This window comes from Ensifer sp. Root1252 (genome assembly GCF_001425885.1).
Classification (GTDB): domain Bacteria; phylum Pseudomonadota; class Alphaproteobacteria; order Rhizobiales; family Rhizobiaceae; genus Ensifer; species Ensifer canadensis.
Genome location: NZ_LMDT01000045.1, coordinates 166,591 through 190,293, shown reverse-complemented (window position 1 = coordinate 190,293; position 23,703 = coordinate 166,591). Strand labels below are relative to the sequence as shown.

23 protein-coding genes and 1 pseudogene are annotated in these 23,703 nt (G+C 62.2%); 6 read left to right on the top strand and 18 right to left on the bottom strand.

The window, feature by feature from the left end; translation table 11 throughout:
• Positions 1 to 4: 4 nt before the first annotated feature.
• The 5 genes from hemH to ASD02_RS31275 all read right to left on the bottom strand — a co-directional run bounded on the left by hemH (position 5) and on the right by ASD02_RS31275 (position 6,370).
• A complete protein-coding gene (hemH, locus tag ASD02_RS31295; protein WP_025424807.1) occupies positions 5 to 1,042 on the bottom strand; it encodes a ferrochelatase in 1,038 nt (345 codons plus the stop codon).
• 115 nt (positions 1,043 to 1,157) lie between these two features.
• Positions 1,158 to 3,005, bottom strand: coding sequence for a bifunctional UDP-sugar hydrolase/5'-nucleotidase (locus tag ASD02_RS31290; RefSeq protein ID WP_025424806.1), 1,848 nt, complete (start codon positions 3,003 to 3,005; stop codon positions 1,158 to 1,160).
• A 333-nt stretch (positions 3,006 to 3,338) separates the two neighbouring features.
• Entirely contained in the window at positions 3,339 to 3,707 is a 369-nt protein-coding gene (gene omp10, locus ASD02_RS31285; protein ID WP_025424805.1) for an outer membrane lipoprotein Omp10, read from the bottom strand.
• Between the two features lie 171 nt (positions 3,708 to 3,878).
• Positions 3,879 to 5,330, bottom strand: a complete 1,452-nt coding sequence (locus ASD02_RS31280) for a homospermidine synthase (RefSeq protein WP_025424804.1) — start codon at positions 5,328 to 5,330, stop codon at positions 3,879 to 3,881.
• 143 nt (positions 5,331 to 5,473) lie between these two features.
• A complete protein-coding gene (locus ASD02_RS31275; RefSeq protein WP_025424803.1) occupies positions 5,474 to 6,370 on the bottom strand; it encodes a DUF3445 domain-containing protein in 897 nt (298 codons plus the stop codon).
• Between the two features lie 144 nt (positions 6,371 to 6,514).
• Between ASD02_RS31275 and ASD02_RS31270 the strand changes: the two genes are divergently transcribed.
• Complete coding sequence (locus ASD02_RS31270) at positions 6,515 to 7,465, top strand: GGDEF domain-containing protein (RefSeq protein ID WP_025424802.1); 951 nt, start codon at positions 6,515 to 6,517, stop codon at positions 7,463 to 7,465.
• Here the strand turns inward: ASD02_RS31270 and ASD02_RS31265 are convergent.
• Genes ASD02_RS31265 through ASD02_RS31255 form a run of 3 tightly spaced genes read right to left on the bottom strand, consistent with a single transcriptional unit; the run spans position 7,430 to position 11,133 of the window.
• Complete coding sequence (locus ASD02_RS31265; protein ID WP_057221578.1) at positions 7,430 to 8,056, bottom strand: aminotransferase class IV family protein; 627 nt, start codon at positions 8,054 to 8,056, stop codon at positions 7,430 to 7,432. The genes ASD02_RS31270 and ASD02_RS31265 overlap by 36 nt on opposite strands.
• On the bottom strand, positions 8,053 to 9,213 hold the full coding sequence (locus tag ASD02_RS31260) for an aminodeoxychorismate synthase component I (RefSeq protein ID WP_025424800.1): 1,161 nt from the start codon (positions 9,211 to 9,213) through the stop codon (positions 8,053 to 8,055). Before ASD02_RS31260 ends, ASD02_RS31265 begins: the two co-directional genes overlap by 4 nt.
• Positions 9,214 to 9,273: 60 nt before the next feature.
• Positions 9,274 to 11,133: a M3 family oligoendopeptidase gene (locus tag ASD02_RS31255; protein ID WP_057221577.1), complete on the bottom strand. Its 1,860-nt coding sequence runs from the start codon at positions 11,131 to 11,133 to the stop codon at positions 9,274 to 9,276.
• Between the two features lie 188 nt (positions 11,134 to 11,321).
• Here ASD02_RS31255 and ASD02_RS31250 point away from each other — a divergent pair, with 188 nt between their 5' ends.
• On the top strand, positions 11,322 to 12,863 hold the full coding sequence (locus tag ASD02_RS31250; RefSeq protein WP_057205656.1) for a sigma-54 dependent transcriptional regulator: 1,542 nt from the start codon (positions 11,322 to 11,324) through the stop codon (positions 12,861 to 12,863).
• Positions 12,864 to 13,043: 180 nt separating this feature from the next.
• A complete protein-coding gene (locus ASD02_RS31245; protein WP_057221576.1) occupies positions 13,044 to 14,930 on the top strand; it encodes a DUF882 domain-containing protein in 1,887 nt (628 codons plus the stop codon).
• 80 nt (positions 14,931 to 15,010) lie between these two features.
• Here the strand turns inward: ASD02_RS31245 and ASD02_RS31240 are convergent, their stop codons facing one another.
• The 3 genes from ASD02_RS31240 to ASD02_RS31230 all read right to left on the bottom strand — a co-directional run bounded on the left by ASD02_RS31240 (position 15,011) and on the right by ASD02_RS31230 (position 16,521).
• A complete protein-coding gene (locus ASD02_RS31240; protein WP_025424796.1) occupies positions 15,011 to 15,277 on the bottom strand; it encodes a DUF2312 domain-containing protein in 267 nt (88 codons plus the stop codon).
• Positions 15,278 to 15,401: 124 nt separating this feature from the next.
• Complete coding sequence (locus ASD02_RS31235) at positions 15,402 to 15,707, bottom strand: DUF1244 domain-containing protein (RefSeq protein WP_025424795.1); 306 nt, start codon at positions 15,705 to 15,707, stop codon at positions 15,402 to 15,404.
• 19 nt (positions 15,708 to 15,726) lie between these two features.
• Positions 15,727 to 16,521, bottom strand: coding sequence for an N-formylglutamate amidohydrolase (locus ASD02_RS31230; protein ID WP_025424794.1), 795 nt, complete (start codon positions 16,519 to 16,521; stop codon positions 15,727 to 15,729).
• Positions 16,522 to 16,818: 297 nt separating this feature from the next.
• Here ASD02_RS31230 and ASD02_RS31225 point away from each other — a divergent pair.
• The 3 genes and pseudogenes from ASD02_RS31225 to ASD02_RS31215 all read left to right on the top strand — a co-directional run.
• Positions 16,819 to 17,190 (top strand): annotated as a pseudogene (locus ASD02_RS31225) (DUF1036 domain-containing protein); the annotation flags it as partial.
• Positions 17,190 to 18,629, top strand: coding sequence for a pyruvate kinase (gene pyk, locus ASD02_RS31220; RefSeq protein WP_057221575.1), 1,440 nt, complete (start codon positions 17,190 to 17,192; stop codon positions 18,627 to 18,629). The pseudogene ASD02_RS31225 and the gene pyk, both read left to right, overlap by 1 nt.
• 244 nt (positions 18,630 to 18,873) lie before the next feature.
• On the top strand, positions 18,874 to 19,431 hold the full coding sequence (locus ASD02_RS31215; protein WP_025424791.1) for a substrate binding domain-containing protein: 558 nt from the start codon (positions 18,874 to 18,876) through the stop codon (positions 19,429 to 19,431).
• 55 nt (positions 19,432 to 19,486) lie between these two features.
• Here the strand turns inward: ASD02_RS31215 and ASD02_RS31210 are convergent, their stop codons facing one another.
• From ASD02_RS31210 to ASD02_RS31180, 7 genes are all read right to left on the bottom strand, one after another.
• Complete coding sequence (locus ASD02_RS31210) at positions 19,487 to 20,347, bottom strand: alpha/beta fold hydrolase (protein ID WP_244494320.1); 861 nt, start codon at positions 20,345 to 20,347, stop codon at positions 19,487 to 19,489.
• 17 nt (positions 20,348 to 20,364) lie between these two features.
• Positions 20,365 to 20,883, bottom strand: coding sequence for a hypothetical protein (locus tag ASD02_RS31205; protein ID WP_057221574.1), 519 nt, complete (start codon positions 20,881 to 20,883; stop codon positions 20,365 to 20,367).
• A 35-nt stretch (positions 20,884 to 20,918) separates the two neighbouring features.
• Positions 20,919 to 21,533 carry a hypothetical protein gene (locus tag ASD02_RS31200; protein ID WP_025424788.1) on the bottom strand — a complete coding sequence of 205 codons (615 nt, stop codon included), beginning with the start codon at positions 21,531 to 21,533 and terminating at the stop codon, positions 20,919 to 20,921.
• Positions 21,534 to 21,614: 81 nt separating this feature from the next.
• A complete protein-coding gene (gene ykgO, locus ASD02_RS31195) occupies positions 21,615 to 21,740 on the bottom strand; it encodes a type B 50S ribosomal protein L36 (RefSeq protein WP_025424787.1) in 126 nt (41 codons plus the stop codon).
• Between the two features lie 176 nt (positions 21,741 to 21,916).
• Positions 21,917 to 22,966 carry a 5-(carboxyamino)imidazole ribonucleotide synthase gene (locus ASD02_RS31190; protein ID WP_057221573.1) on the bottom strand — a complete coding sequence of 350 codons (1,050 nt, stop codon included), beginning with the start codon at positions 22,964 to 22,966 and terminating at the stop codon, positions 21,917 to 21,919.
• Entirely contained in the window at positions 22,963 to 23,427 is a 465-nt protein-coding gene (gene purE / locus ASD02_RS31185; RefSeq protein ID WP_038576471.1) for a 5-(carboxyamino)imidazole ribonucleotide mutase, read from the bottom strand. The genes ASD02_RS31190 and purE overlap by 4 nt, the downstream gene beginning before the upstream one ends.
• Before the next feature lie 53 nt (positions 23,428 to 23,480).
• Positions 23,481 to 23,684 (bottom strand): YdcH family protein, encoded by a 204-nt coding sequence (locus ASD02_RS31180; protein WP_025424784.1) that lies wholly within the window; start codon positions 23,682 to 23,684, stop codon positions 23,481 to 23,483.
• Positions 23,685 to 23,703 lie beyond the last annotated feature (19 nt).

Below are 23,703 nucleotides of genomic sequence, written 5' to 3'. Positions count from 1 at the left end.
GGCTTCAAAGCCAGCCGCTTAGCTCCCGGCGCACGACATGCTCGAGAACCATCATGCCCTCGGCACTGTCGTTGAGACAGGGGATATGTGCAAACTTTTCGCCGCCATTGTGATGGAAGCTCTCGGCCGCCTGCTCGGCGATCTCCTCGAGCGTTTCCAGACAGTCGGAAACGAAGCCTGGGTTGATCACGGCGATGCGCTTGACGCCGTCCTGCGCCAGCTTCTCGACCGTCTTGTCGGTATAGGGCTGCAGCCATTCTTCCGGCCCGAAGCGGGACTGGAAGGTTACCTGCAGCTTGTCCTTGGACCACCCGAGCTTTTCGCGCAGCAGACGCGCGGTCTTCTGGCACTGGCAATAGTAGGGATCGCCCTTTTCGAAGTAACTCTTCGGGATGCCGTGGAAGGAGGTGAGCACCACTTCCGGCTCCCAGTCGAGTGTCGCCAGATGCCGCGTGATCGAAGTTGCCAGCGCGTCGATATAGACGGGATCGTCATGATAGGGCGGAACGGTGCGCAGCGCCGGCTGCCAGCGCATCTTGAGCAGGGCTTCGAATGCCTTGTCGTTGACGGTGGCTGTCGTTGCCGCGGCGTATTGCGGATAGAGCGGGAACAAGAGGATGCGTTCGCATCCGGCCTTCTGCAGGGCTTCCATGCGCGAGGCGATCGACGGCTGGCCGTAGCGCATGCCCCAATCGACGACGATGTGCGGCTGATTGGCGAAGGCTTCCGCCATCAAGGTCGCCTGGTTGCGGGTATAGGTGCGCAGGTAGCTTTCGTTCAGATCCTTGTTCCAGATCATTTCATAGGCCTTGCCGACCTTGCCGGGGCGGGTGTTGAGCACGATGCCGTAGAGGATCGGATACCAGAACAACCGCGACCATTCGATGACGCGGCGATCGCTGAGGAACTCCTTGAGATAGCGGCGCATCGAGGTGTAGTCGGTGCCATCGGGCGTGCCGAGATTGACCAGCAGAACGCCGACCTTTCCGGATTTAACGGTCGGGTGATCGCTTTGGGCGGTCGCGGCGGGCGCGTTGGTCATCTCGGTCCTCGTGGTCACGTATAAGCAGGTGCATGCACTTTTCGTCACGTCCTTCTAAGAAGAAAAGCCGGTGCGGGGAAGCCCGCGCCGGCTCTCGAAGGAGAGGCAAATTGTCTTACTTTGCCGGAATCTCCAGTTCGGTTCCGACATGCAGGTGGCGCGGAGCGGGCTTGCCGTTGGCCGCGGAGATCTTTGCCCAGAGCGCACCATCGCCGTAGAACGCCTTGGCGAGATCCCAAAGCGTGTCGCCCTTGGCGATGACATGCTTCTGCGGACCGGAGGCCGTCGCGCTCGCGGCGGCGTCGGCTGCAGGCTGCGTTGCCGTTGCCGGTTCGGCAGTCGTGGCGCCGGCGGCTGCAGCGACTTCGGTGATGCGGCCATCCGTGTAGGGCTTGAACGGCTGGTGCGCGGCGAGATAGTCGGCCAGAACGGTTTCGAGGCCCGGACCGTAGTCGTAGGCGTTCTCACCCTTGTCCTTGAAGATTGCGTAGCCGTCGCCGCCATTGCGCATGTAGTTGTTGGTGACGATCGAATAGGTCTTTGCCGGATCGAGCGGCACGAAGCCTTCGCCTTCCTTTACCTCGACCGAGACGACGCGGCTGCCCACTTCCTTCGACTTGTCGAAGGAATATTTCATGCCGGCCACCTGCGGGAAACGGCCGCCGGGTTCTTCAAGCTTGCTGAGGCCGTTCTCAAGCGCGGCACGGATGCCGTCACCCTTGAGCTGGAAGGTCGCAACCGTGTTCTGGAACGGCAGCACGGTGATGGCTTCGCCCATCGAAACGTCGCCGGCATCGATGGAGGCGCGCAGGCCACCGCCATTGGTGATGGCGATCGTCACGCCCTGGCCCTTGACGCGGTCGAGCATGGCGTCGGCAACGAGGCTGCCCATTTCGCATTCCCTGGCCCGGCAATTGTCACGCGAACCGTCGATCGGGGCCTCGGTCTTGCCGATGATCTTGGAGCGCAGCTCCTCGATCGGCTTGGCGAGTTCGGCCACGCGGGTCAAAACGGACTGATCCGGCTTGACGGAAGAATCGACTAGGATCGGATCGCCCTTGGCAGCCTTCACCACGCCGTTGTCGTCGAAGGTGACGACGAGATCGCCGAGGTACTTGCTATAGGAGGCGGCCTGGACGACCGGAACCTTGTAGCCACCGGGGTTGTCGACCATCGTCGGGTAGGGGCCTTCGGCCTTTGCGTCGGTGTTCGACAGCAGGCTGTGGGAGTGGCCGCCGACGACGACGTCGACATCGGGGATCTTTGCGATCGCGGCGAGGTCACGCGGGTAGCCGACATGGGTGAGCGCGATGATCTTGTCGACGCCCTGCTTCTTCAGCTCTTCAACCGCGGCAGTCGTGGTGGCGACGTCGTCACCGATCAGGATGTCCGGGCCGGGGGAGGAGAGTTCGGGCGTATCGTTGGCGACGGCGCCGACGATGCCGATCTTCTGGCCGCCGGCTTCGAGAACGATCGACGGCTTGATGCGGTCACCGATCTTCGACTTGTGACTGGGCAATACGTTGGCGGTGACGACGGGGAACTCGATCTTATCGAGGAAGCCGACAAGGCCATCTTCGCTCTCGTCGAATTCATGGTTGCCGACCGTCATCGCGTCGAACTTCATCAGGTTGAGGAATTCGGCTTCGGCCAGACCCTTGTAGGTGGTGAAGAACAGCGAACCCTGGAAGTTGTCGCCGGCATTCAACAGCAAGACGTTCTTGCCGGACAGATCCTGGCGTTTCTGGTCGATCAGAGACTTCAGGCGGGCGACGCCACCGAAGCACTCGTTCTTGCCTTCCTCTTCGGCCGAGCAGGTCGAATCGAACTTGTTGATCGATTCGATACGGGAGTGGAGATCGTTGATGTGCAGGATGTTCAGTTCATAATCGGCGAAGGCTGCGCCCGAGGAGAGGGCAAGAATGGACGCGGTCATCAGGCCGGTCCGTATGTGTCTGATCATGATGTTCTCCTGTTTTGCCTGTTGTCTGCCGGCCGCTTTAAGACCCGCCGAAGCGGGTCCGGTCCCCGCGGCCGGGGTGGCTTTGCCGGTGCGAATGTTTTCATCACTTCAGGGCGACTTCAAGCACTAAAACCATCCTCCGGTTGCCGGATCTGCAACTACAGCGCCGCGCGCCTTTTCAGGCGCGCAAAGGTCGCTGTAGCGCTTTGAATTGCTGCATGTTTTTCCCCCTAAATCGGCTTCGATTTAGGGAAACATGCAGTAGGGTTAAGTCATACGAATGCACAAAAAAAGCCCCCTAGCGGGAGCTTTGATCCGTGCTCGAAGCTTGTCTCAGCCGCGTCGCGCCAGCGAGAACTGGGCGCCGGCATCGGTGGTGCAATTGAGCTGGCTCTGTGTGACCAGCGCGCAATTGACCTTGGACTGGGTGTTGCGCACCAGCGAGGTCATGTTGATCTCGACGAGTGTCGGGCTGAGCTTCACGTAGTTGCCGGAAGCCAGCAGCTGGTTGCTGTCGGTGGTGCGGGTCGAGAAGGTTCCGCCTGCAAAGGTCGAAACGATGCCGTTCGGATCCGTCCATGAGCCTTCGACACCCGTTGCCTGGCGAGCGGGCGGTGCCCCTCCGGCTTCCCGGGGCGACGACTGGCAGGAGGCCAGGGTCGCGGCGGTCGCGAGAAGGGTCAGAATTGCGAATGGCTTCATTGGCGATTTCCCTCGCTTTGTGCCGAGCGTCCGTTTCATTTCGCCGAACCATGCCGCGATCAAGAGTTGAAAGCAAGAGTGGTCGGGCCGGCGCGCCGGGCTTTTCCCATATGAACAAAAAAAGCCCGGGGCAGAAATGCCCCGGGCCGGATGCTTCGCAATGTCAGCGGTTTAGCGAACGAGGATGTTCTTGAACTGCCAGGGATCCTTGGTGTCGATGTCTTCCGGGAACAGGCCCGGGCGACCGTCGAGCGGGGTCCAGTCGGTGTAGTGTCCTTCGACCGGGCCGAGATAGGGCAGCTGCACTTCGAGGCAGCGCTTGTAGTCCATCTCGTCGGCTTCGACGATGCCGGCCTTCGGGTTTTCGAGCGCCCAGACCATGCCCGCGAGCACCGCAGAGGTGACCTGCATGCCGGTGGCGTTCTGGTAGGGGGCGATGCGGCGGGTCTCTTCCAGCGACAGGCGCGAACCGAACCAGTAGGCATTCTTGTCATGGCCGTAGAGCAGGACGCCCAGTTCGTCGACGCCTTCAACGAGTTCCTTCTCGTCAAGAACATGATGGACTGGCTGCGAATTGCCGCCGTTGCCGAACATTTCGTGCAGCGAAAGGACGGCGTCATTGGCCGGATGGTAGGCGTAGTGGCAGGTCGGGCGATAGGTAACTTCGCCGTCCTTGTCGCGGACGGTGAAGAAGTCGGCGATCGAGATCGACTCGTTGTGGGTGACGAGGAAGCCGTATTGCGGGCCAGGCGTCGGGCACCAGGTGCGCACGCGGGTGTTGGCACCCGGCTGCTCCAGATAGATGGCCGCCTTGCAGCCCTTCTTGTGCTTCTTGGCGTTCTTCGGCATCCAGTTTTCGTGGGTGCCCCAGCCGAGTTCAGCCGGCTGCAGACCTTCGGAGATGAAGCCTTCGACCGACCAGGTGTTCCAGAAGACGTTGAGCGGCTTCGGCTTCTTGGTCAGCTGGGTGTCGCGCTCGGCGATGTGCACGCCCTTGACGCCGACCTTCTTCATCAGCTTCGCCCAGCCTTCGCGGTCGTCCTGATGCGGTTCGTCGTATTTCACGCCAAGGTCGTTGGCGAGGTTGAGGAGCCCCTGCTTGACGAACCAGGAGACCATGCCCGGGTTGGCGCCGCAGGTCGAAACGGCCGTGGTGCCGCCCGGGTTCTTTTCCTTTTCCTTGCGCATGGTTTCGCGCAGGGCATAGTTGGTGCGCGAGGCGTTGTCCATTTCGGCATCGAAGTAGAAGCCGAGCCACGGTTCGACGACGGTGTCGATGTAGAGAACGTCGAGCTTGCGGCACATCTTGATCAGGTCGAGCGAGCCGGTATCGACCGACAGGTTGACGCAGAAGCCTTGGCCTTCGCCTTCGGTCAGGAGCGGCTTCAGCAGCTCCTTATAGTTGTCCTTCGTCACATGGGCGCGAACGTGGCGGACGCCATGACGCTCGAAGATCTCGTTGTCGGCAGCATCCTCGCGCGGCTCGACCACGATCAACCGGTTCTTGTCGTATTTGAAGTGGCGCTCGATCAACGGCAAGGTGCCGCGGCCGATCGAACCGAAGCCGATCATGACGATCGGGCCGGTGATCTCGCCGTAAACCGGATAGGTGGTGTCTGCCATTTTGGTCTTACTCCTGAGGAAACTTTCCCAGTGACGGTGTTGAAAGTGTCTGAAAATGAGGCTCGCGCCGTGTGATAGGCCCTAGAGCATAGTTTGCTGTCACAATAAAGGGCCGCCGGGTCAACGCTGATCTGCGATATTGTTTAACCGGCGATGGAAATGAGGGCCGAAATGAGAGCGTCCCGCTTGCTGACGAGGCCCTTGTAGGCCGCCTGCGGCAGGTCGAGAGAGCGCAATTGCTCGATGAAGGAAAGGGCCAAAGTTCCCGCATCCGCCCGCTGTCGCAACAGCGCCAGGGGATCGGAATAGATCCGGATTGTGAAGACGATCGCGCCGCTTCGCGGCAACTTGCGCAACGTCTGGCGCTCGACGCGGATGAAGGTGCGCTCTTCGGTCAGCTCGATCGCGCCGGCCGACACCCCTTCCGATTTGGGCTTCGGCAGATGCAGGGAGCCGTCGACATTGACGGCCCAGTTGAAGCGTTCGACGAAGCGGCCAGGCGGCAGGTTATCGAACATGCGGCTGATGAGTTCGGCGTTGCGCGTGCCGTCTCCGAAGCCGGGGACCGGGGCGTGGATCTCGTCCATGGTGCGCCCGAACTTTTCGGCGAGCGACCAGGACGAGGGGAAGGCGATGTAGGCGGCGCCAAGGCGCCAGCCGCGGTCGTCGCGCTGCATGATCGCCAGGTCGTCCTGAACGAGCGAGCCCGCTAGCACAAGCGCGTCGTCGCCGGACAAGGGCACCCGTCGCCCGCCGACCATCATTGTTTCGTCCTGCCGACAGTAGATGTCGGGATACCGTGTCGGCAGATAGTCGGACAGGATCTGCAGCAGTTCGCTCTGCGCGTCCTGCGTCCGGTCGTCGGCGGCAAAAACCACGTCGCGGGACTGTGCGAGCAACTGGGCTTTCTGGTCGAGATAGTGCTGCAGCTGGACGTCCGGCTCGATCCAGCGATCGGGATCGAGCTGCGTGAGGCCGATCGTAAAGGGCTTGGAGGAGCCGTCGTAGGGCGTGTGTTTCATGCGGGATGACCGGATCATGCTCGCGATTTAACCATATTCCCTTTCGTTTCGCATGGGCCGAAGCTTGTCACAAGGACTTCGTGCTATAGCTTTGATACAATCATCCGCTACGCGCCATGATTGTTGTTTCCTTCCCCGACCTGGAGGCGTCGCAGACTGAACGTGACCGGCGACCATATAAAGACCTTGATGGGCCTGCAGGCCCAAACACCCGTGCTGATGGCGCTCTACGATCAGCACGACCGGCTGCAATTTGCCAATGATGCCTTTCGCGCTGCCTATTTCATCGAGGCCGACGAGGCGCCGACCTGGGCGGAAATCATGCGGCGCAACCATGCCGCCGGTCGCGGAACCGTGCTCTCGACCAGCGACATCAATGCCTGGATAGCCTCAACGATCAATCGGCGCGGCAAGATCCCGTTTCGGGCGATGGAGACCGACCTGCATGACGGCCGCTGGCTGTGGATGACGGAAACGGTCGATGCCAGGGGGTGGATGCTGTGCGTCGCCGTCGACATCACTACCATTCGCGTCGAGGAGCGCGCGCTAAGGCAGGATCGCGATTTCGCGCTGCGCGCCTCGCAGGTCGATGAACTCACCAATGTGCCCAACCGGCGCTATACCATGGGGCGGCTCGGTGAATTCATCGCCAATTGCGCCCAGAACCCGCATATGTGGGGCTGCGTCGCCATCATAGACATCGACTATTTCAAGGCGATCAACGATCGCTACGGCCACCATCAGGGCGATGAGGTTCTGCTCGACTTCGCCCGCCAGATGCAGGAGTTCGTGCGCCGCTCCGATTGCTTCGGCCGCATCGGCGGCGAGGAGTTCATGCTGATCCTGCCCGACACCACGATCAGCGAAGGCAACATGATCCTCGACCGCTTGCTCGACAAGGTGCGCAGCGCCAGGCCGCTCGCGAGTATCCCGGAGTTCTACTACACCTGTTCGGTGGGGCTGGCCGAGTATCGGGAAGGCGACGGCGTCAAGGACATTTATGCCCGCGCCGACGAGGCGCTCTATCTCGCCAAGCGCGACGGGCGCGACCGGGTAAAGCGGTACACCTTGCCGGGTTCAGACCCAGAGCTTCGCCCGGATCAGGCCCCGTAGCGAATTCCCGACATAGAGCTCGGCTTTTGCCAGATCGTCGAGCGACAGGCGGGCGACGCGCGCCCGTCGCTGGCAGATGAGTTCCGTCCGGAGCACGCCGGCCAGAAGCCCGCAGGCGATCGGCGGCGTTTTCAGCGTGCCGCTGCCATCGTCGAGGAAGATTGAGGTGATCGTTCCCTCGCAGACCTCGCCCTTTTCGTTGAGGAGAAGAACTTCGTCGACCTCGGTTGCCGGGTATTCAGTGCGTGCCGTCTCGTAGATGTCGCGCCGGGTGGTCTTCACCCGCACCAGCTTGTCTTCGGAAGAGAGCCGCGTTTGAGCAAAACGCACGCGCCAGACAGTGTCTTCTGCAAGGGGCGTGAAAGTTGCCGTGGTCACGGCGACGGTGCCGTTGCGGTCAAGCGTCAGGCGGACCCGTAGCGGGCCTGTTGCACCCTGGACGGCGGCTTGCAGCTCCGCCTGCGCCCGCTCGGCGCCGGCAAATCCCAATCTTCGTGCCGATCGTTTCAACCGGGCGAGATGTAACCTCAAGCGAACGAATTCAACATCGGGTTCGTAGCGCAGGGTCTCGATCAGGGAAAAATCCGTCATCGGGCGATCTCGGCATCGCCGATGGCAAACCGCGCCTTGAGCAGGCATTCGTCATATTCGGACTGGGCGCCGGAATCAAAGACGATGCCGCCGCCGACATTGAAGACGGCCTCGCCATTGGCAAACAGCGAGATGGTGCGGATCGCCACGCTGAAGCGCATGATGCCGTTCGGCGCGATAAAGCCGATTGCGCCGCAATAGGCGTCGCGCGGACCGTCTTCGAGATCGTGCAGGATTTCCATCGCCCGCATCTTCGGCGCGCCGGTGATCGAGCCGCAGGGAAAGAGTGCGGCGAAAATATCGGTGATGCCGACATCCGGCCGCAGCTTGGCCCTGACATGGCTGACCATCTGGTGAACGGTCGGATAGGTCTCGATGTCGAACAGTTTCGGGACGTCGAGCGTTCCGACCTCGGTGATGCGCGAGATGTCGTTGCGCAAGAGGTCGACGATCATGCGGTTTTCGGCCTGGGTCTTCTCGTCAGTGCGCATGGCAGCAATGATCTCGGCGTCCTCCTCAGCCGACGCGCCGCGCTTTGCGGTGCCCTTCATCGGATGCGTCTCAATCCATCGGTCAGCGTCGACCCGGAAGAAGAGCTCGGGCGAGCGCGAGACGAGGATCGGACCATCCAGCACGACGAGCGCGCCGTATTTTACCGGTTGCCGTTCGATCAGTGACCAGAAGGCGGCGCGCGGATCGCCCGTCCAGCGGGCGCGGATCGGCATCGTCAGGTTCGCCTGATAACAATCGCCCTGGCGCAGATGCTGATGCAGGCGGTCGAACCGCTCGCGATAGGTGGGAAAATCCCAGGCGGCACGCGGCTCGGCAAGGAAAGGCTCGTTCTCCATCCGACGTTGCGGCTCGCCAAGCGGATGGTCGTCGCTCGGTGCGTCGAAGATGCCGAAGGACATCAGCGGCGTTTCGCGCCCCCCCTCCTCGGCAAAGGGGCTCAGCTTCTCTTCGAAGATATGGCCCGCCTCATATGCCATGAAGCCGGCAATCCATTTGCCGGCCGCATGTGCACGCTCAAGCTCGGCGAGGCCGCGGCGGAATTCGGCTTTGGTCCGCGCCGTGACGACGCGCTCCGGATCAGTGAAAACCGTGGTCCGATTTTCGCTGTCGTCCCGGAAAAGCACAAAAGGTGCGTTTTCGTTCATCGATGCCGCTTCGCACTTTTCCTTGAAAGTCTCTGGAGCGCGGGCTCGGCCCGCGCCGGATCACGCCTTATCAAGCGCCTCGAGTTCGTCGATCAGCCCCTCGATCATCGACAGACCCTGTGCCCAGAACGACGGATCGGTGGCATCGAGGCCGAAGGGAGCGAGCAATTCCGAATGGTGCTTGGTGCCGCCGGCTTTCAGCAGCTCGAAATACTTTGCCTGGAAGCCCTTTTCGGCGTTCTGGTAGACGGCATAGAGCGAGTTCACCAGGCAATCGCCGAAAGCATAGGCATAGACATAGAACGGCGAGTGGATGAAGTGCGGGATATAGGCCCAGTAGGTCTCGTAGCCCTCGGAAATCCGGATCGCCGGCCCGAGGCTTTCCGCCTGCACCGAAAGCCACAGATTGCCGATATCCTCGGCGGTCAGTTCGCCTTCCTTGCGGGCCGTGTGCAGCTTGCGCTCGAATTCGTAGAAGGCGATCTGGCGCACGACCGTATTGATCATGTCCTCGACCTTCTGGGCGAGCATGGCCTTGCGCTCGCGCTTGTCCTTGGTCTGGTCGAGAAGCGCACGGAAGGTCAGCATTTCGCCGAACACCGATGCCGTCTCGGCGAGGGTCAGCGGCGTCGAGGCCATCAGCGCGCCCTGCTCGCCGGCGAGCACCTGGTGCACGCCGTGACCGAGTTCGTGGGCAAGCGTCATTACGTCGCGCGGCTTGCCCATATAATTGACGAGCACGTAGGGGTGCGCGGAGGGAACGGTCGGGTGGGCGAAGGCGCCGGGGGCCTTGCCGGGGCGCACCGGCGCATCGATCCAGCGGTCATCGAAGAAGCGGCGGGCAATTGCGGCCATCTCTGGGGCGAAGGCATGGTAGGCCGAAAGCACCGTATCCTTCGCCTGGTTCCACGAGATCAGCGCATTCGGCGTTTCCGGCAGCGGCGCGTTGCGATCCCAGAACTCCATCTGTTCCATGCCGAGCCACTTCGCCTTCATGGCATAGTAGCGGTGCGAAAGGCGCGGATAAGCTGACTTCACCGCTTCCGCGAGCGCATCGACGACCTCGCGCTCGACGCGGTTGGCGAGGTGCCGGCTGTCGGCGATATCCTCGAAACCGCGCCAGCGATCCGAGATTTCCTTGTCCTTGGCGAGCGTATTGGTGATCAGCGTGAAGGTGCGGATATTGGCCCTGAAGGTTTCGGCAAGCGCCATCGCCGCCTTCTTGCGCACCTCGGTCGAGGGATCCTGCAGCAGGTTCAGGGCCATTTCGAGCGGCATCGTCTCGCCGTCGACGGTGAAGGTCAGCGACGTCATGGTCTCGTCGAACAGGCGGTTGAAGGCGGCTGGCCCGGTCATCGATTTCTCGAGGAACAGCTGCTCGAGCTTGTCATCAAGCTGGTAGGGCTTGTCCTTGCGCAGGTCGAGTAGCCAGGGCTTGTAGTGCGCCGCCAGGCTGTCGTTGGTAAGCGCTGCGTCGATCACCGCATCGTCGATGCGGTTGAGTTCGAGCGAGAAGAACAGGAGATGCGCCGACATATCGGTCAGCTTCGACTGCACGTCGCCGTAGAGCTTGCCGTTTTCCGGCTTGGAGGTGTCGGAGAAATAGGTCAGGCCGGCAAAGGACGCGATGCGCCCCATGATGTCTTCCAGCGCTTCGAATTCTTTCACGGCAGCACCGATGCCTTCGTCGCCGGCTTTCGTCGCAGCGGTGGCAAGCTTGCCTTTCCACTTGGCCTCAAACGCAATCGAGTCCGCCTCGGCCTTCTTCATGTCGGAACGGAATGCATCAGAGGTTGCGGACGGATAGAGATCCTCCAGCCGCCAGGAGGGCAGATCGCCGAGCTCGGCCACAGCTCCTTGGGCGGGGCCGGTGGCGGCACGGACGATGGTTTTCTCGAGGGCGAAGGTGCGGAAGGTCATCGTCGGATTTCTCTCGTTCGTGGCAGGAAGAGGCAAGCGATATGGGTTCCATTGCTATCGCCGCCAATGGATAAAATGCAAGCATTTCTCAAAAGATGATGTTCAGCCCTTTATGGCACAGATGCCTGACGTGATTTGGCACATGACGTTGGCCAAAAAGTACCGCGTGTCCAAAGCAGGAGGCTTCCGTGACATCACACATTCTTGTCATCGATGACGATCCGGTGCAGCGCCGGTTGCTGACGAACATGATCGAGCGTCTCGGTCATGTCGCGCATCTCGCCGACAATGGCCGCAGTGGCCTGGAGCTGCTCGAGCGCAAGGGCGGCATCATCAACGTCATCCTTCTCGATCTGCTGATGCCCGAAATGAACGGCCACGGCTTTCTCGATGCGCTGGCGGAACGGGGCGTCGATACGCCCGTCATCGTGCAGACGGGGCAGGGCGGTATCGAAACCGTCGTGCAAGCGATGCAGGCCGGTGCCTTCGACTTCCTGGTCAAGCCGGTTTCTCCGGAGCGGCTGTCGGTGGCGCTCGGCAACGCGCTGAAGATGGCGAGCCGCGACGGCAAGGTCAAAACCTCGCGCCGCCCGCGCGGCGGTGCCGTCGGTTTCGATGACGTCGTTTCGGCCAGCCCGGCGATGATCCGGGTGATCGATCTCGCTCGCCGGGCTGCGCAGTCTAACATTCCGATCGTGCTCGAGGGTGAATCCGGCGTCGGCAAGGAAATGGTGGCGCGGGCGATCCAGTCGGCCAGCGACCGTTCGGGCAAGCCGTTCATCACCGTCAACTGTGGCGCCATCCCGCACAATCTGGTCGAGAGCATTCTCTTCGGCCACGAGAAGGGCGCCTTTACCGGTGCCACCGAAAAGCACAGCGGCAAGTTCGTCGACGCCGACGGCGGCACCCTGTTCCTCGACGAGATCGGCGACCTGCCGCTCGAAGTGCAGGTGAAGCTGCTGCGTGCGGTCCAGCAGGGCGAGATCGAGACGATCGGCGCGCGCCATCCGCACCGGGTCAACGTGCGACTGATCTCGGCCACCAACAAGGACCTCATCAACGAGGTGCGCGAAGGCCGGTTCCGCGAGGATCTCTACTATCGTCTCAACGTCTTCCCGATCACCATTCCGGCGCTGCGCCGGCGCAAGGAGGACGTCCCGGTCCTGGTGCGCTCGTTCGTCGACCGGTTTGCGTCCGAGCAGAGGCTCAGCACGCCGCTCACCGTTTCGAGCGGTGCGATGGCGCTGCTCACCGCCTATGACTGGCCGGGCAACATCCGCCAGCTGGAGAACGCGATCTTCCGTGCGGTCGTTCTGGCCGACGGCAACGAACTGACGGTCAAGGACTTCCCGCAGATCGCCACGCAGATCCCCGGCTACGTCGTTTCCGACCGCAGCGGTTTCTCCTGGGGCGATGCCGGCCCCGAGCGCACCGCCGCTGCCGATCCGGCCGTAAGCGTCTATCCCGATTTTGCCAGCACGGCGAAATCGATGGAGGCCGATGCCACGCATGATGGCCGTATGGAGAACGCAATTGCCAGCGTCGATGAGGGCGGAGACGTGCGCAAACTCGCCGAAGTCGAGGAGGAACTGATTCGTTTTGCGCTGAAATTCTATCGGGGCCAGATGAGCCAGGTGGCGCGCAAACTCGGTATCGGCCGGTCGACGCTCTACCGCAAACTCAAGGATTACGGCATCGATCCCGACAATCCCTTGCGTGAGGCGGCATAAAATCGACGCATTCACGCCTCACTAGCCGTGCGATTCCGTCACCGCCGTTTAGACCTTGTTAGTGAAGTGTTCACTATATTATAAGGGGCGGTGACGACTGTGGCATATATGCCATCCTGTCACCTTATTTGACAGTCATCTGAGACAGCGAAGCACGGTTGTCCGTCGGACGGGGATTGAATGCCAAATTTGTTCAGTTTTAAGAAGCCTCTCGGCTCCTTAGCTAGCAGACTCTGCTCGGCGATGACCCGTAAGGTGCCGCAGGTTCTGACATCCATCGCCCTTGCGGTGTCTCTGGTTACGCCTGGCATGGCACCTCCCGTCGAGGCCGCCGGCCAGACGCGTACGCTGAAGCTCTATTTCATCCACACGCAGGAAAAGGCGCAGATCACCTTCAAGCGCAACGGCCGCTATGACCCGAAGGGCCTGCAGCAGATCAACCGGTTCCTGCGCGACTGGCGTCGCAACGAGCCGACCAAGATGGATCCGCGCCTGCTCGACCTCGTGTGGGAAGTCTACACCAAGAGTGGCTCGCGCGATTATATCCACGTCGTTTCGGCCTATCGTTCGCCGGCCACCAACGGCATGCTGCGTTCGCGCTCCAAGGGCGTTGCCAAGAAGAGCCAGCACATGCTCGGCAAGGCGATGGACTTCTACATTCCCGACGTGAAGCTGAAGACGGTGCGCGAAATCGGCATGAAATTCCAGGTCGGTGGCGTCGGCTACTACCCGACCTCAGGCTCTCCGTTCGTTCACATGGATGTCGGCGGCGTTCGCGCCTGGCCGCGCATGACCCGCAACGAACTGGCCCGTCTCTTCCCCGACGGCAAGACCATGCACGTTCCGTCCGACGGCAAGCCGCTGCCGGGCTATAACCAGGCTGTTGCCGACTACAAGCGTCGCGTCGGCGCCTCGGCGATCGAAGTTGCCGGTGGTGGCGCCAAGGGTGCGGGCGATGCCGAGGGCGGCAAGCGTCGCGGTAACCTGTTCGCCATGCTCTTTGGCGGTGGCGGCGACGAGGATGAAGAACCCTCGGCAATCGCGGCCGGCCCCGGCGATGAAGAAGCCACTCCGGCAAAGGTCCAGACGGCGTCGGCACCTGCCGCCCAGGAAGCACTTCCGGGTGTTGCCGGTTCGGTCGCAGCCGAGACCACCACAGCCGAGACCACCACAGCCGAGACCACCACAGCCGATCAGAACATCAATGCACCGGTTCCGGCCGTTCGTCCGGCCTTCAAGGATGCGCCTGAAAATGGCGGCGTAGCCGTGGCCCTGGTCGCGCCGCAGAAGAACGCGGCCCAGGACGCGCTTGCTGCCGCCCTGCCGCAGACGCCGGAAATGCCGAGCGAATTTGCCGATCTGACCTCGGTCAAGGTGCCGGTCCCGCAGATGCTCGATCGGGGTGGCGTGAACGCTGCTGCCGGCGAGACGCTTGTGGCATCGGTCGATCCGCTGGCAACGGACATGCAGGCACTTGGCTTCGTGCCGGTGCCGGCCATGCGCCCGGCGGGTGATGCGGCTCTTGCCGCTGTCGCGGATGCCAAGGTTGCCGTGCCTGCCTTTGCAGAGCGCCCGGTTCTGGCTTCGGCCGAGCCGCCGCGTGATACCACGGCCCAGGCATCGACACGCGTCGCGCTTGCCGCGCCGACACAGGCAGAGCGCGAGCCAGTCGCCCAGCCGGTCGAAATGGCCGCCTATGCGCCGCAGGCCTCGACGAATGGCCGCGCCAATGCCTTTGATGGCGCCTTCGACACCCAGGCCGAAGCCCCGGCAAAAGGTGGTCGTCCGAAGAAGCATGATGCCGACGCCGCGACCCGTTCGTCGGTTCGCACCGAGCCGAAGCTGACGCAGAAGATCATCTCCGAATGGGCCCTTTCTGCCGGCCGCGTCGCGACGCTTTCCAAGCCCGTGAAGGCACCGCGCTTCGTCAGCAAGACGCTGCGCACGGCCCCGACGACTGTTTATGCTGCGGGCTTCAACAGCACGGCCGGAACAACGGTCGATACGGCCCGCTTCAGCGGCAACGCCGTCAACTTCATGGAAGTGAAGAAGTTCAGCACCAACTGAGTTTCGAGCAAATAAGACTCAACACAAAAAAAGCCCGCCGGTGATACCGGCGGGCTTTTTGCTGTCTATGGCAGGAGAAATTATTCTTCTTCAGCCGCGGCCGGGATCATGCCGAGCGCCTGCAGGTAGGTGTCGAGGATCGCTTCCTGTTCCATGCGCTCATCGGCGTCCTGCTTGCGAATGGAGATGACCTTCCGCAGGATCTTGGCATCGAAGCCGGTGGACTTGGCTTCGCCGTAGACGTCCTTGATGTCGTCGGCGATGGTCTTCTTTTCTTCTTCCAGGCGCTCGATCCGTTCGATGAAAGCGCGGAGTTGGTCGCGTGCGACGCCGTGTGCATCTGACATGGTCTTCTCCTTTTGCGGGGAATGAAATTCTTGGGTGCCGTGACGTGCCGCGAACGGCGGCCAAGGTCAAGGGCCATTGCGCAACAACGCTGGCATTTCCGTGGCGGTGGCCCGGCGCAGAGGTTTATTCCTTGGGGCGGTTGGTTTCGAAGGCGGCTTTCTGCTCGCTCGAGGCTTCCCTCTGATGCAGCGCCCGCCATTCCTCATAGGGCATGCCGTAGACGATCTCGCGGGATTGCTCCTTGTCGAGTGTCACGCCGGCCTCGTTGGCTGCGTCCCGATACCAGTTGGACAGGCAGTTGCGGCAGAAGCCGGCAAGGTTCATCAGGTCGATGTTCTGCACGTCGCTGCGCTCGCGCAAGTGCGCGACCAGACGCCGGAAGGCGGCGGCTTCGAAGGCGGTCTGCTGGTCCGGGGTGAGCTCGGTCATGATGTTGTCTTTCCTGGTCTCAAATGTCGTAGGCGCCGGTGCGCGACGGGTGCCGTTCGTAGCGATGCAGGTCGGGCCGGGTATTGAGATCGGCAAGGATCGGGGCGAGCCGATCGGCCCATGCGGCAATGCCCGCCTCGTCTGCGATCAGATCCTGCCTGATCTCGATCAGGGCATGGGGAATGCCCGGTGCCATGCAGTGCCGGAACATCGTATCCCCGCGCAGCGCTCCGTCATAGGGCTCGTTGTTGCCGACGACGATATCGCCCGATGCTTCGAGCTTTTCGATCAGCGGCAGCACCGCGCGCGCGTCGTTGTCCCAGAGCACGGCCGCGTGCCACGGACGGACGGCACCCTTCCAGGCGGGCGTAAAGGAATGGATTGAGATGACCAGCGGGGCGCTGCCCGTGGCCAAGGCACTGCGCTCCAGTGTCTCGGCGACTGCGCGGTGATAGGGCCGATGGAAACGGTTCAGCCGGTTGTCCCATTCCTCCTCGCTGATCGGGTGGTTTCCCGGAATGATCGCGCCGTCGGAAATCTTCATGATCAGGGTCGGATCGTCCTCGCCGCGATTGGGGTCGATCAAAAGTCGCGAGAAGCACCCTAGAACTGCCGGTGCGTCGAGTGCGGCCGAGAGCCGGCGGACGAGATGTTCGACGCCGATGTCATAGGCGATGTGACGTTGAAACGCGGCTGCCGGCAGGCCGAGGCTGCCATATTCTTCCGGTAGGCGGTTCATGGCGTGGTCGGCGAGTAGTACGAGGCCGGTTGTGGGGTTGGCTTCGATAATCTCATAGGGCGAATAGTGCTGCATGCAGTTCCAGTCTGCTTTCGGGGGGGTATGCTTTTGATTGCACGCGTCGGAGACATTCACAAGAAAAACGCAACTGTTTTGCGCAATCGACACCTAATTAGCCCGATGTAATCGATTAGAGTTACGTTGACTTTCCGGGCTGGTCGTCGCAAGAAAGGCCACGCAAATCAAAACGGAGTTCCATCGGAAACCGTGTCCAGATATCCATTTTCCAAAGCGAAGCCGGGGCTGTCGACATTGGGGGGGATCCTCCTGTTTTCCCTGGCTATTTCAGGCTCATTTCTATTTGCCGGTGAGGCTCGCGCCGATTTTCGCGTCTGCAATGGCACGCAAAATCTGGTCGGCGTGGCGATCGGTTACCGCGCCAAGGAAGGCTGGGTAACCGAGGGGTGGTGGCAGGTTCCCGCGACCACATGTGCGACCCTGATCGAGGGCGAGCTCGAATCGCGATACTATTATCTCTACGCTGAAGACGCGGCCCGGGGTGGCCGTTGGACCGGCGACGTCAACATGTGCGTCGCCGAAAACGAATTCAAGGTTTCGGGCGTGCAGGACTGCTTTGCCCGCGGCTTCCAGCGGATGGGATTCAAGGAATATGACACGGGGCGGCAGGGAAGCTGGATGGTTCAGCTCTCCGATACGCCCGGCACGCAGGAAAGCCAGAATTGATGAAGCGGAACAGAAAAGTCAAAATCCTCGCCACGCTCGGACCGGCGTCGGCCGACGAGCAGATGATCCAGAAGCTGCACGAGGCGGGGGCTGATCTGTTCCGTATCAACATGAGCCACGCAAGCCACGACGTGATGCGCACGCTGGTGCAGCGCATCCGCGCGGTCGAAGCGCGCTGTGGCCGCCCGATCGGCATTCTCGGCGACCTGCAGGGTCCGAAGCTGCGCGTCGGCAAGTTTGCCGAAGGCAAGGTCGACCTCAAGGTCGGTCAGACCTTTACCCTCGACAACAAGGACGAGCCTGGCGACAGCACCCGCGTGTTTCTGCCCCATCCGGAAATCCTCGAAGCGGTCAAGCCTGGCCATCGCCTGCTGATCGATGACGGCAAATTGCACCTGCGCGCCGAAAAGACCGACGGCAAGAGCATCGTCACAACGGTTGTTGCCGGCACGAGGATTTCCGACCGCAAGGGCGTCAGCCTGCCCGACACGCTGCTGGCCGTCGGCGTCCTGACCGACAAGGACCGCTCGGACCTCGATGCGATTCTGGCAACCGGAGAGTTCGACTGGGTGGCGCTGTCCTTCGTCCAGCGTCCCGAGGACCTGGCCGAGGTTCGCAAGATCGCCCGCGGCCGCGTCGGTCTGATGTCCAAGATCGAGAAGCCGCAGGCGCTCGAGCGCATCGACGAGATCATCGAGCTCTCCGACGCGCTGATGGTTGCACGCGGCGACCTTGGCGTCGAAATGCCGCTCGAATCTGTGCCTGGCCTGCAGAAGCAGCTGACGCGCGCCTGTCGCCGCGCCGGCAAACCGGTGGTCGTGGCCACGCAGATGCTGGAATCGATGATCTCCGCGCCGGTGCCGACGCGCGCTGAAGTCTCCGACGTTGCGACTGCCGTCTTCGAAGGCGCCGACGCCATCATGCTGTCGGCTGAATCCGCCTCCGGCGAGTATCCGGTGGAAGCCGTCTCGACCATGGCGTCGATCGCCAGCAGCGTCGAGCGCGACCCGCACTATTCCAGCATCATCTACGCGCAGCGCACGCCGCCCGAGGCGACCGGTGCCGACGCGATTTCGCTGGCCGCCCACCAGATCGCCGAGACGCTGCGGTTGTCTGCAATCGTCTGCTACACCTCGTCCGGCACAACGGGCCTTCGCGCCGCGCGCGAGCGCCCGCAGGTTCCGATCATCGCGCTGTCGCCGATCGTCCAGACGGCTCGCCGGCTTTCGGTCGTCTGGGGCCTGCATTGCGTCGTCACCGAGGATGCGACCGATCTCGACGACATGGTCAACCGTGCCTGCCGCATCGTTGCTCATGAGGGTTTCGGCAAGCCCGGCGAACGCGTCATCATCTCGGCCGGTGTGCCGCTCGGCACGCCCGGCGCCACCAACATGCTGCGCATCGCCTATATCGGCTCGGACGGCCTGAGCGGTATCTGAGGCTCGCCGCTCGTTTCAGAATGCCATGAGGCCATGGGAGCAGTGAACCTGCTCCCATGGCCTCTGTCTTTCTATTGGGCCAGGCCGATCTGCTTCATGAAGCCCTGATTGTCCCAAAAGAGGTATTCCTCATCCATCACGCCTTCCTTGGTCCAGTGACCTGTTCACAGAGCCGGGACAGCTCTTCTACGAACGTGCCCGGCAGATACTCGCCGATATCAAGAGGCCGAGGCGCTGGTCCGGCTTGCGTCTCGACATCGATTTGACCGACATGCTCGTCGATCTCGCCCATTCCGGTGTCGATGTCGCCTTGCGCATTGCCCGCGCGCCCAGCGCCAGCCTTATCGCGCGTGAAATCGCACCGGTGCGGATGATCGTTTGTGCTTCGCCAGATTACCTCGCTCGCAGCGGCACGCCGCAGCAACCGTCCGATCTCGGCGGCCATGAAACGTTTAGCTATTCCTATCTCTCGCTCGGGGATAGCTGGATGTTTTCCGATGTCGAGGGGCGCGAGACGCAGGTTCGGATTGATCCGGTCGTGCATGCCACCAATGGCGATCTGCTGCGCGCGCTGGCACTCGCCGGCGGCGGGGTCATCGTACAGCCGGACTTCATCGTCGGAGACGATATCGCCTCCGGTCGGTTGGTCCCCTTGCTGGAAAGCTGGCATATGAGCGCGCTCAACCTCTATGCCGTCTACCTCAGCCGACGTCACCTTTCGCCCGAGGTTCGCGTGTTCATCGATTATCTCGTCGAGACGCTGGGAAGGTCGACGGCTCAGGCCTCGGATCGGTTGAGATAAAACTTCCGCTCCTATCAATGCGCCTTGCCGTCGGTGAGCCTCTCTTCGGCGAGCTTCACCGCTGCGCGGAGATCGCCGGGTTTGCCCACCAGTTTCTCCACTGCGGCGACAACCACGTCGGTGACGACATAATCGGGCTTGTGGCCGAGGTTGCCGATCCACAGCAGTTCCGATCCGGCAATGTCGCGCGCCAGGCTGCGCGAGTGAATATCGGCCAGCACGATGTCGTCGCTGTCGCCGCTGACGATGATCGTGGGTGCGGCGCCGTCTTGTCGATGTAGTCGGCGGGTCGCGGATTGGGCGAAAAGACCGACCGCGTGCCACTATCGATCCGCCGGAGGCCGATCGGCGCAGCCAGCGTATGGGCAAACAGCCAGCCGACATAGGGCAGTGCCGTCAGCCGGTAGTACCAGTCGATGCCGCCCGGCCAGGGATGGGTCGCGGGCGCCAGCAGGATAAGGCCTGTCGTCCTTTCCGGATGGCGAAGGGCAAAGCTCGCGGCGATCGCCCCGCCGAAGGAGTGGCCGACGATGATCGCCCGAGGCATGCCTCGCATGTCCATCAGCTTTGCGATCGCATCCGCCTGGCCATCGGGGCGATCATTCGCCCGCCCGCCGCGCTCGGAGTAGCCGTGGCCCGGCCGGTCGACGAAAAGCATCTCCGCGCGGCCCTCGAAGGCCGGAGCAAAGGCATGCATCTGATCGAGCAGGTTGCCGCTCGCACCGTGAATGAAGACGAGCGGGACCAGGTCAGCCTCCGAAGTCGCCGGCAGGTGGACGCTGTTCATGCGGAAGCCGCCGATGTCGATCAGCTCGCCCGTATTCGGGAACCGCGCGCTGATGTTTCGTGCGCTACGCTGGCTGTAGGCGATGCCTGCGAGGGTGAGGGCAACGATGAACAGGGCGGCTAGAACCATTGTCTCGGCGGCTCCTCTTACTCTGCAGTGTACGCAAACATCTCAGGGATAAGGGTCGATGGTTTTCTGCTATTGCAGCGCCATCGTGGCCAGATTTCGTCCACCGCGCGCTGACAGGCCCGAATGAACTCCGGCAATGCCGTGTCGCGGTCGCCCTTGCTATAGCGGCGATCGTAGCGATCGACGATGTGCACGGGAGGAGCGCCGAACTGGTCGGCCGTAATATCGACGATAACGTTGCCGCACTCGACCCAGGCGTGGCTTTGCCAGCCGGCGTCACTGAGGAAGCCGAAATCGCCCAATTCCGGCCCGGAAGATGACAGGCGGGGCGTGCCGCTTGCCCATGAAGCCTCGAAACCTTCAGCCGCCAGGGCACGCGACAGAAACAGACTTGTGCGCCCGCATGTCCATTGAGAGGGCGTGACCGGCGCATCGCCGTTCCAGGCGCTATTCCATTCCAGCCAGATCGGCTCCACGAACAGGTGCGCTGCCGTGGCAAGGTTGCGGATAGCGGCCAGTTCCGTGGGAGGCGTCATCGCGGGGCCTGCGCTTGCTTCGGCATCCGTCCGGTTTACGTCTTGCTGCCCGCGAGCTTTTCGGTCAGCTCGCCCAGTTGCTCCTGTGCCTTGCGATCGGCTGGATAGATTGCCAGGAACTGCTCCCAGGCCCTGAGCGCCAGCTCGTCCTTGCCGGCGGAGCCGAGGATTGCGGCCATGCCGGCGAGCGCGCCGAAATGCCGAGGCTCGAGCGACAGGACATGATTGATGTCCGACATCGACTTGCGATAGTTACCCATCGTGTAGTGCAGGGTCGCGCGGCGGTTCCAGCCTTCGACGTAGCTCGGGGCCAGCGTGATCACCTGGTCGAGGATATCGAGGGCTGCCGCCGGCTTATTGTCGGTGATGGACTTGTCGGCCCACTGCATCAGCAGGTTGACCGTCGCGCTGCCGGAATCCTGCCATTCCAGGCGGATCTGGTTGGCGAGTTCGCGCGCCTTGTCGGCGTCCCGTTCCTTCTTGAGGTCGGAGAACAGGGCGTCGAGGCGTTGCTTTGGGGTGGTGAGGCTGGCGGCCTCGGTTTCCGGTGCCGTCTCTGCGGCGAAAGTCAGGGTGCCGGCTCCAACTGAGGCGGCGAGAAGGGCGGAACACGCCAGAATCAAGGGTACAAAAACTCGCATGGCGAGCATGTTAGCTCGCCACGGAATAAGATCAAAATCAATTTTGGGACATCGCCGAAGCGAGACGCCAAACAGAAACCAGTCTGGGCCTCAGCCCTGACGTGCCTTGAAGCGCGGGTTCTGCTTATTGATGATGTAGATACGGCCCTTGCGACGAACCAGACGGTTTTCGCGATGGCGGGTCTTCAGCGACTTGAGCGAATTCTTGATCTTCATTTTCCTGATCCGCAGGTTTCGGGGAAACAAAATTCGCCCGGTATTTCTAACAATCAAAAGCGCGCCATTCAGCGCGCTCCATAAGGTGGGATGGCAAATACCGTGTCACCCCTGTTGTGTCAACCGCAAGACACCGGATTTTGGCGCCTTGCCCCGCATTTCTGTGGCTTTGAGGCTCACGTCAAGCGGGTGATGTGACCCATCTTGCGGCCCGGTCGGGCTTGCGTCTTGCCGTAGAGATGGACGAAAACGTTGTCCTTGGCAAGCCAGGCCGGCACATCGTCGATGTCGTCGCCGATCAGGTTCTGCATCACGCAGTCGGAGTGGCGAACGGGATTGCCGAGCGGCAGGCCGGCCACGGCGCGAATGTGCTGCTCGAATTGCGAGACGATGCAGGCCGCCTCCGTCCAGTGGCCGGAATTATGCACGCGCGGCGCCATTTCATTGGCGACGAGGCTACCGTCGGCAAGCACGAAGAACTCCACACCGATGACGCCGACATAGCCGAGCGCATCGAGGATCGCCTTGGCCGCAGTGCGCGCGGTCTCGGCGGTGGCAGGGCCAATGGCCGCGGGTACGGTGGATGTATGCAGGATGCCGTTGCGGTGAACGTTCTCCGCCGGATCGTAACAGGCGACGGCGCCATCTACCGAGCGGGCAGCGATGATGGAGATTTCGCGCCCGAACGGCACGAAGCTTTCGAGGATCAGCGGCACGGAGCCGAGCGCCGCGAAGGCGCCTTGCGGGCTGTCCTGCCCGGAGCGGAACACGCGTTGTCCCTTGCCATCATAGCCGAGGCGGCGGGTCTTCAGGACGCCGGAACCGCCGAAATCGGCAAGTGCCGCCTCAAGATCGGCCTGGCTGTCGACCGCATGGAAGCGGGCGGTGACGATGCCGCTGTCGTTGAGGAAGCGTTTTTCGACCAGGCGGTCCTGGGCGGCTTCCAGTGCCTTCGGCGGCGGGAAGACAGGCCGGGCACGGGCGAGCCTCTCGGCGGCCGCAACCGGCACATTCTCGAATTCGTAGGTGACGATGTCGCAGGCGGCCGCCAGCGCATCGAGCGCGCGTTCATCGTCATAGGCGGCAACGATCTGTTCGTTTGCCACCTGCGCTGCCGGACAGTCGGGCTGCGGCTCGAGGATGATGGCGCGGAAGTTCAGCCGTGCAGCAGACATGGCCAGCATGCGGCCGAGCTGGCCGCCGCCAATGATGCCAATGGTTGTCATGCGTCGTCCACCGGATACTCGGCGACGGCGACGGTCTGCTGCTCGCGCCAGTCGTCGAGACGGTCGGCAAGGTCGTTGTCGCTGAGCGCCAGTACGGCTGCGGCGAGTAGTGCCGCGTTGACCGCGCCGGCGCGTCCGATCGCCAGCGTTCCGACGGGAATGCCGGCCGGCATCTGGACGATCGACAGCAGGCTGTCCTGCCCGGACAGTGCCTTCGATTGCACCGGCACGCCGAAGACCGGCAACGGCGTCATCGAGGCGCACATGCCCGGCAGATGGGCGGCACCGCCGGCACCGGCGATGATGACCTTGAAGCCTTCGTCGCGCGCGCCCTTGGCGAAGCTTACCAGCCGATCAGGTGTGCGGTGTGCAGAAACGATGCGAGCCTCATAGGCAATGTCGAGCGCGTCGAGCGTATCGGCGGCGTTCTTCATCGTCTCCCAGTCGGACTGGCTTCCCATGATGATGGCGACGGGTGGGGTAGTGGTGTCGAGCACGTCTTTAAAGTTCCGCTTCAGGCGATGATGTCGGGGATGATCTGGTCTTCGAGCTTGGTGATCTTGTCCTTGATGACCAGCTTCTTCTTCTTCATGCGCTGAATTCTCAGCGCATCGCAGCCGGTCTGAATCATGGCGTTGATGGCAGCATCATAATCTTCATGTTCCTGCCTCAGCCGCGCGGCGGTCAATCTGAGTTCGGCCTGGTCCTGGTCCGGCATGCAAAGCGATCCCCATCAG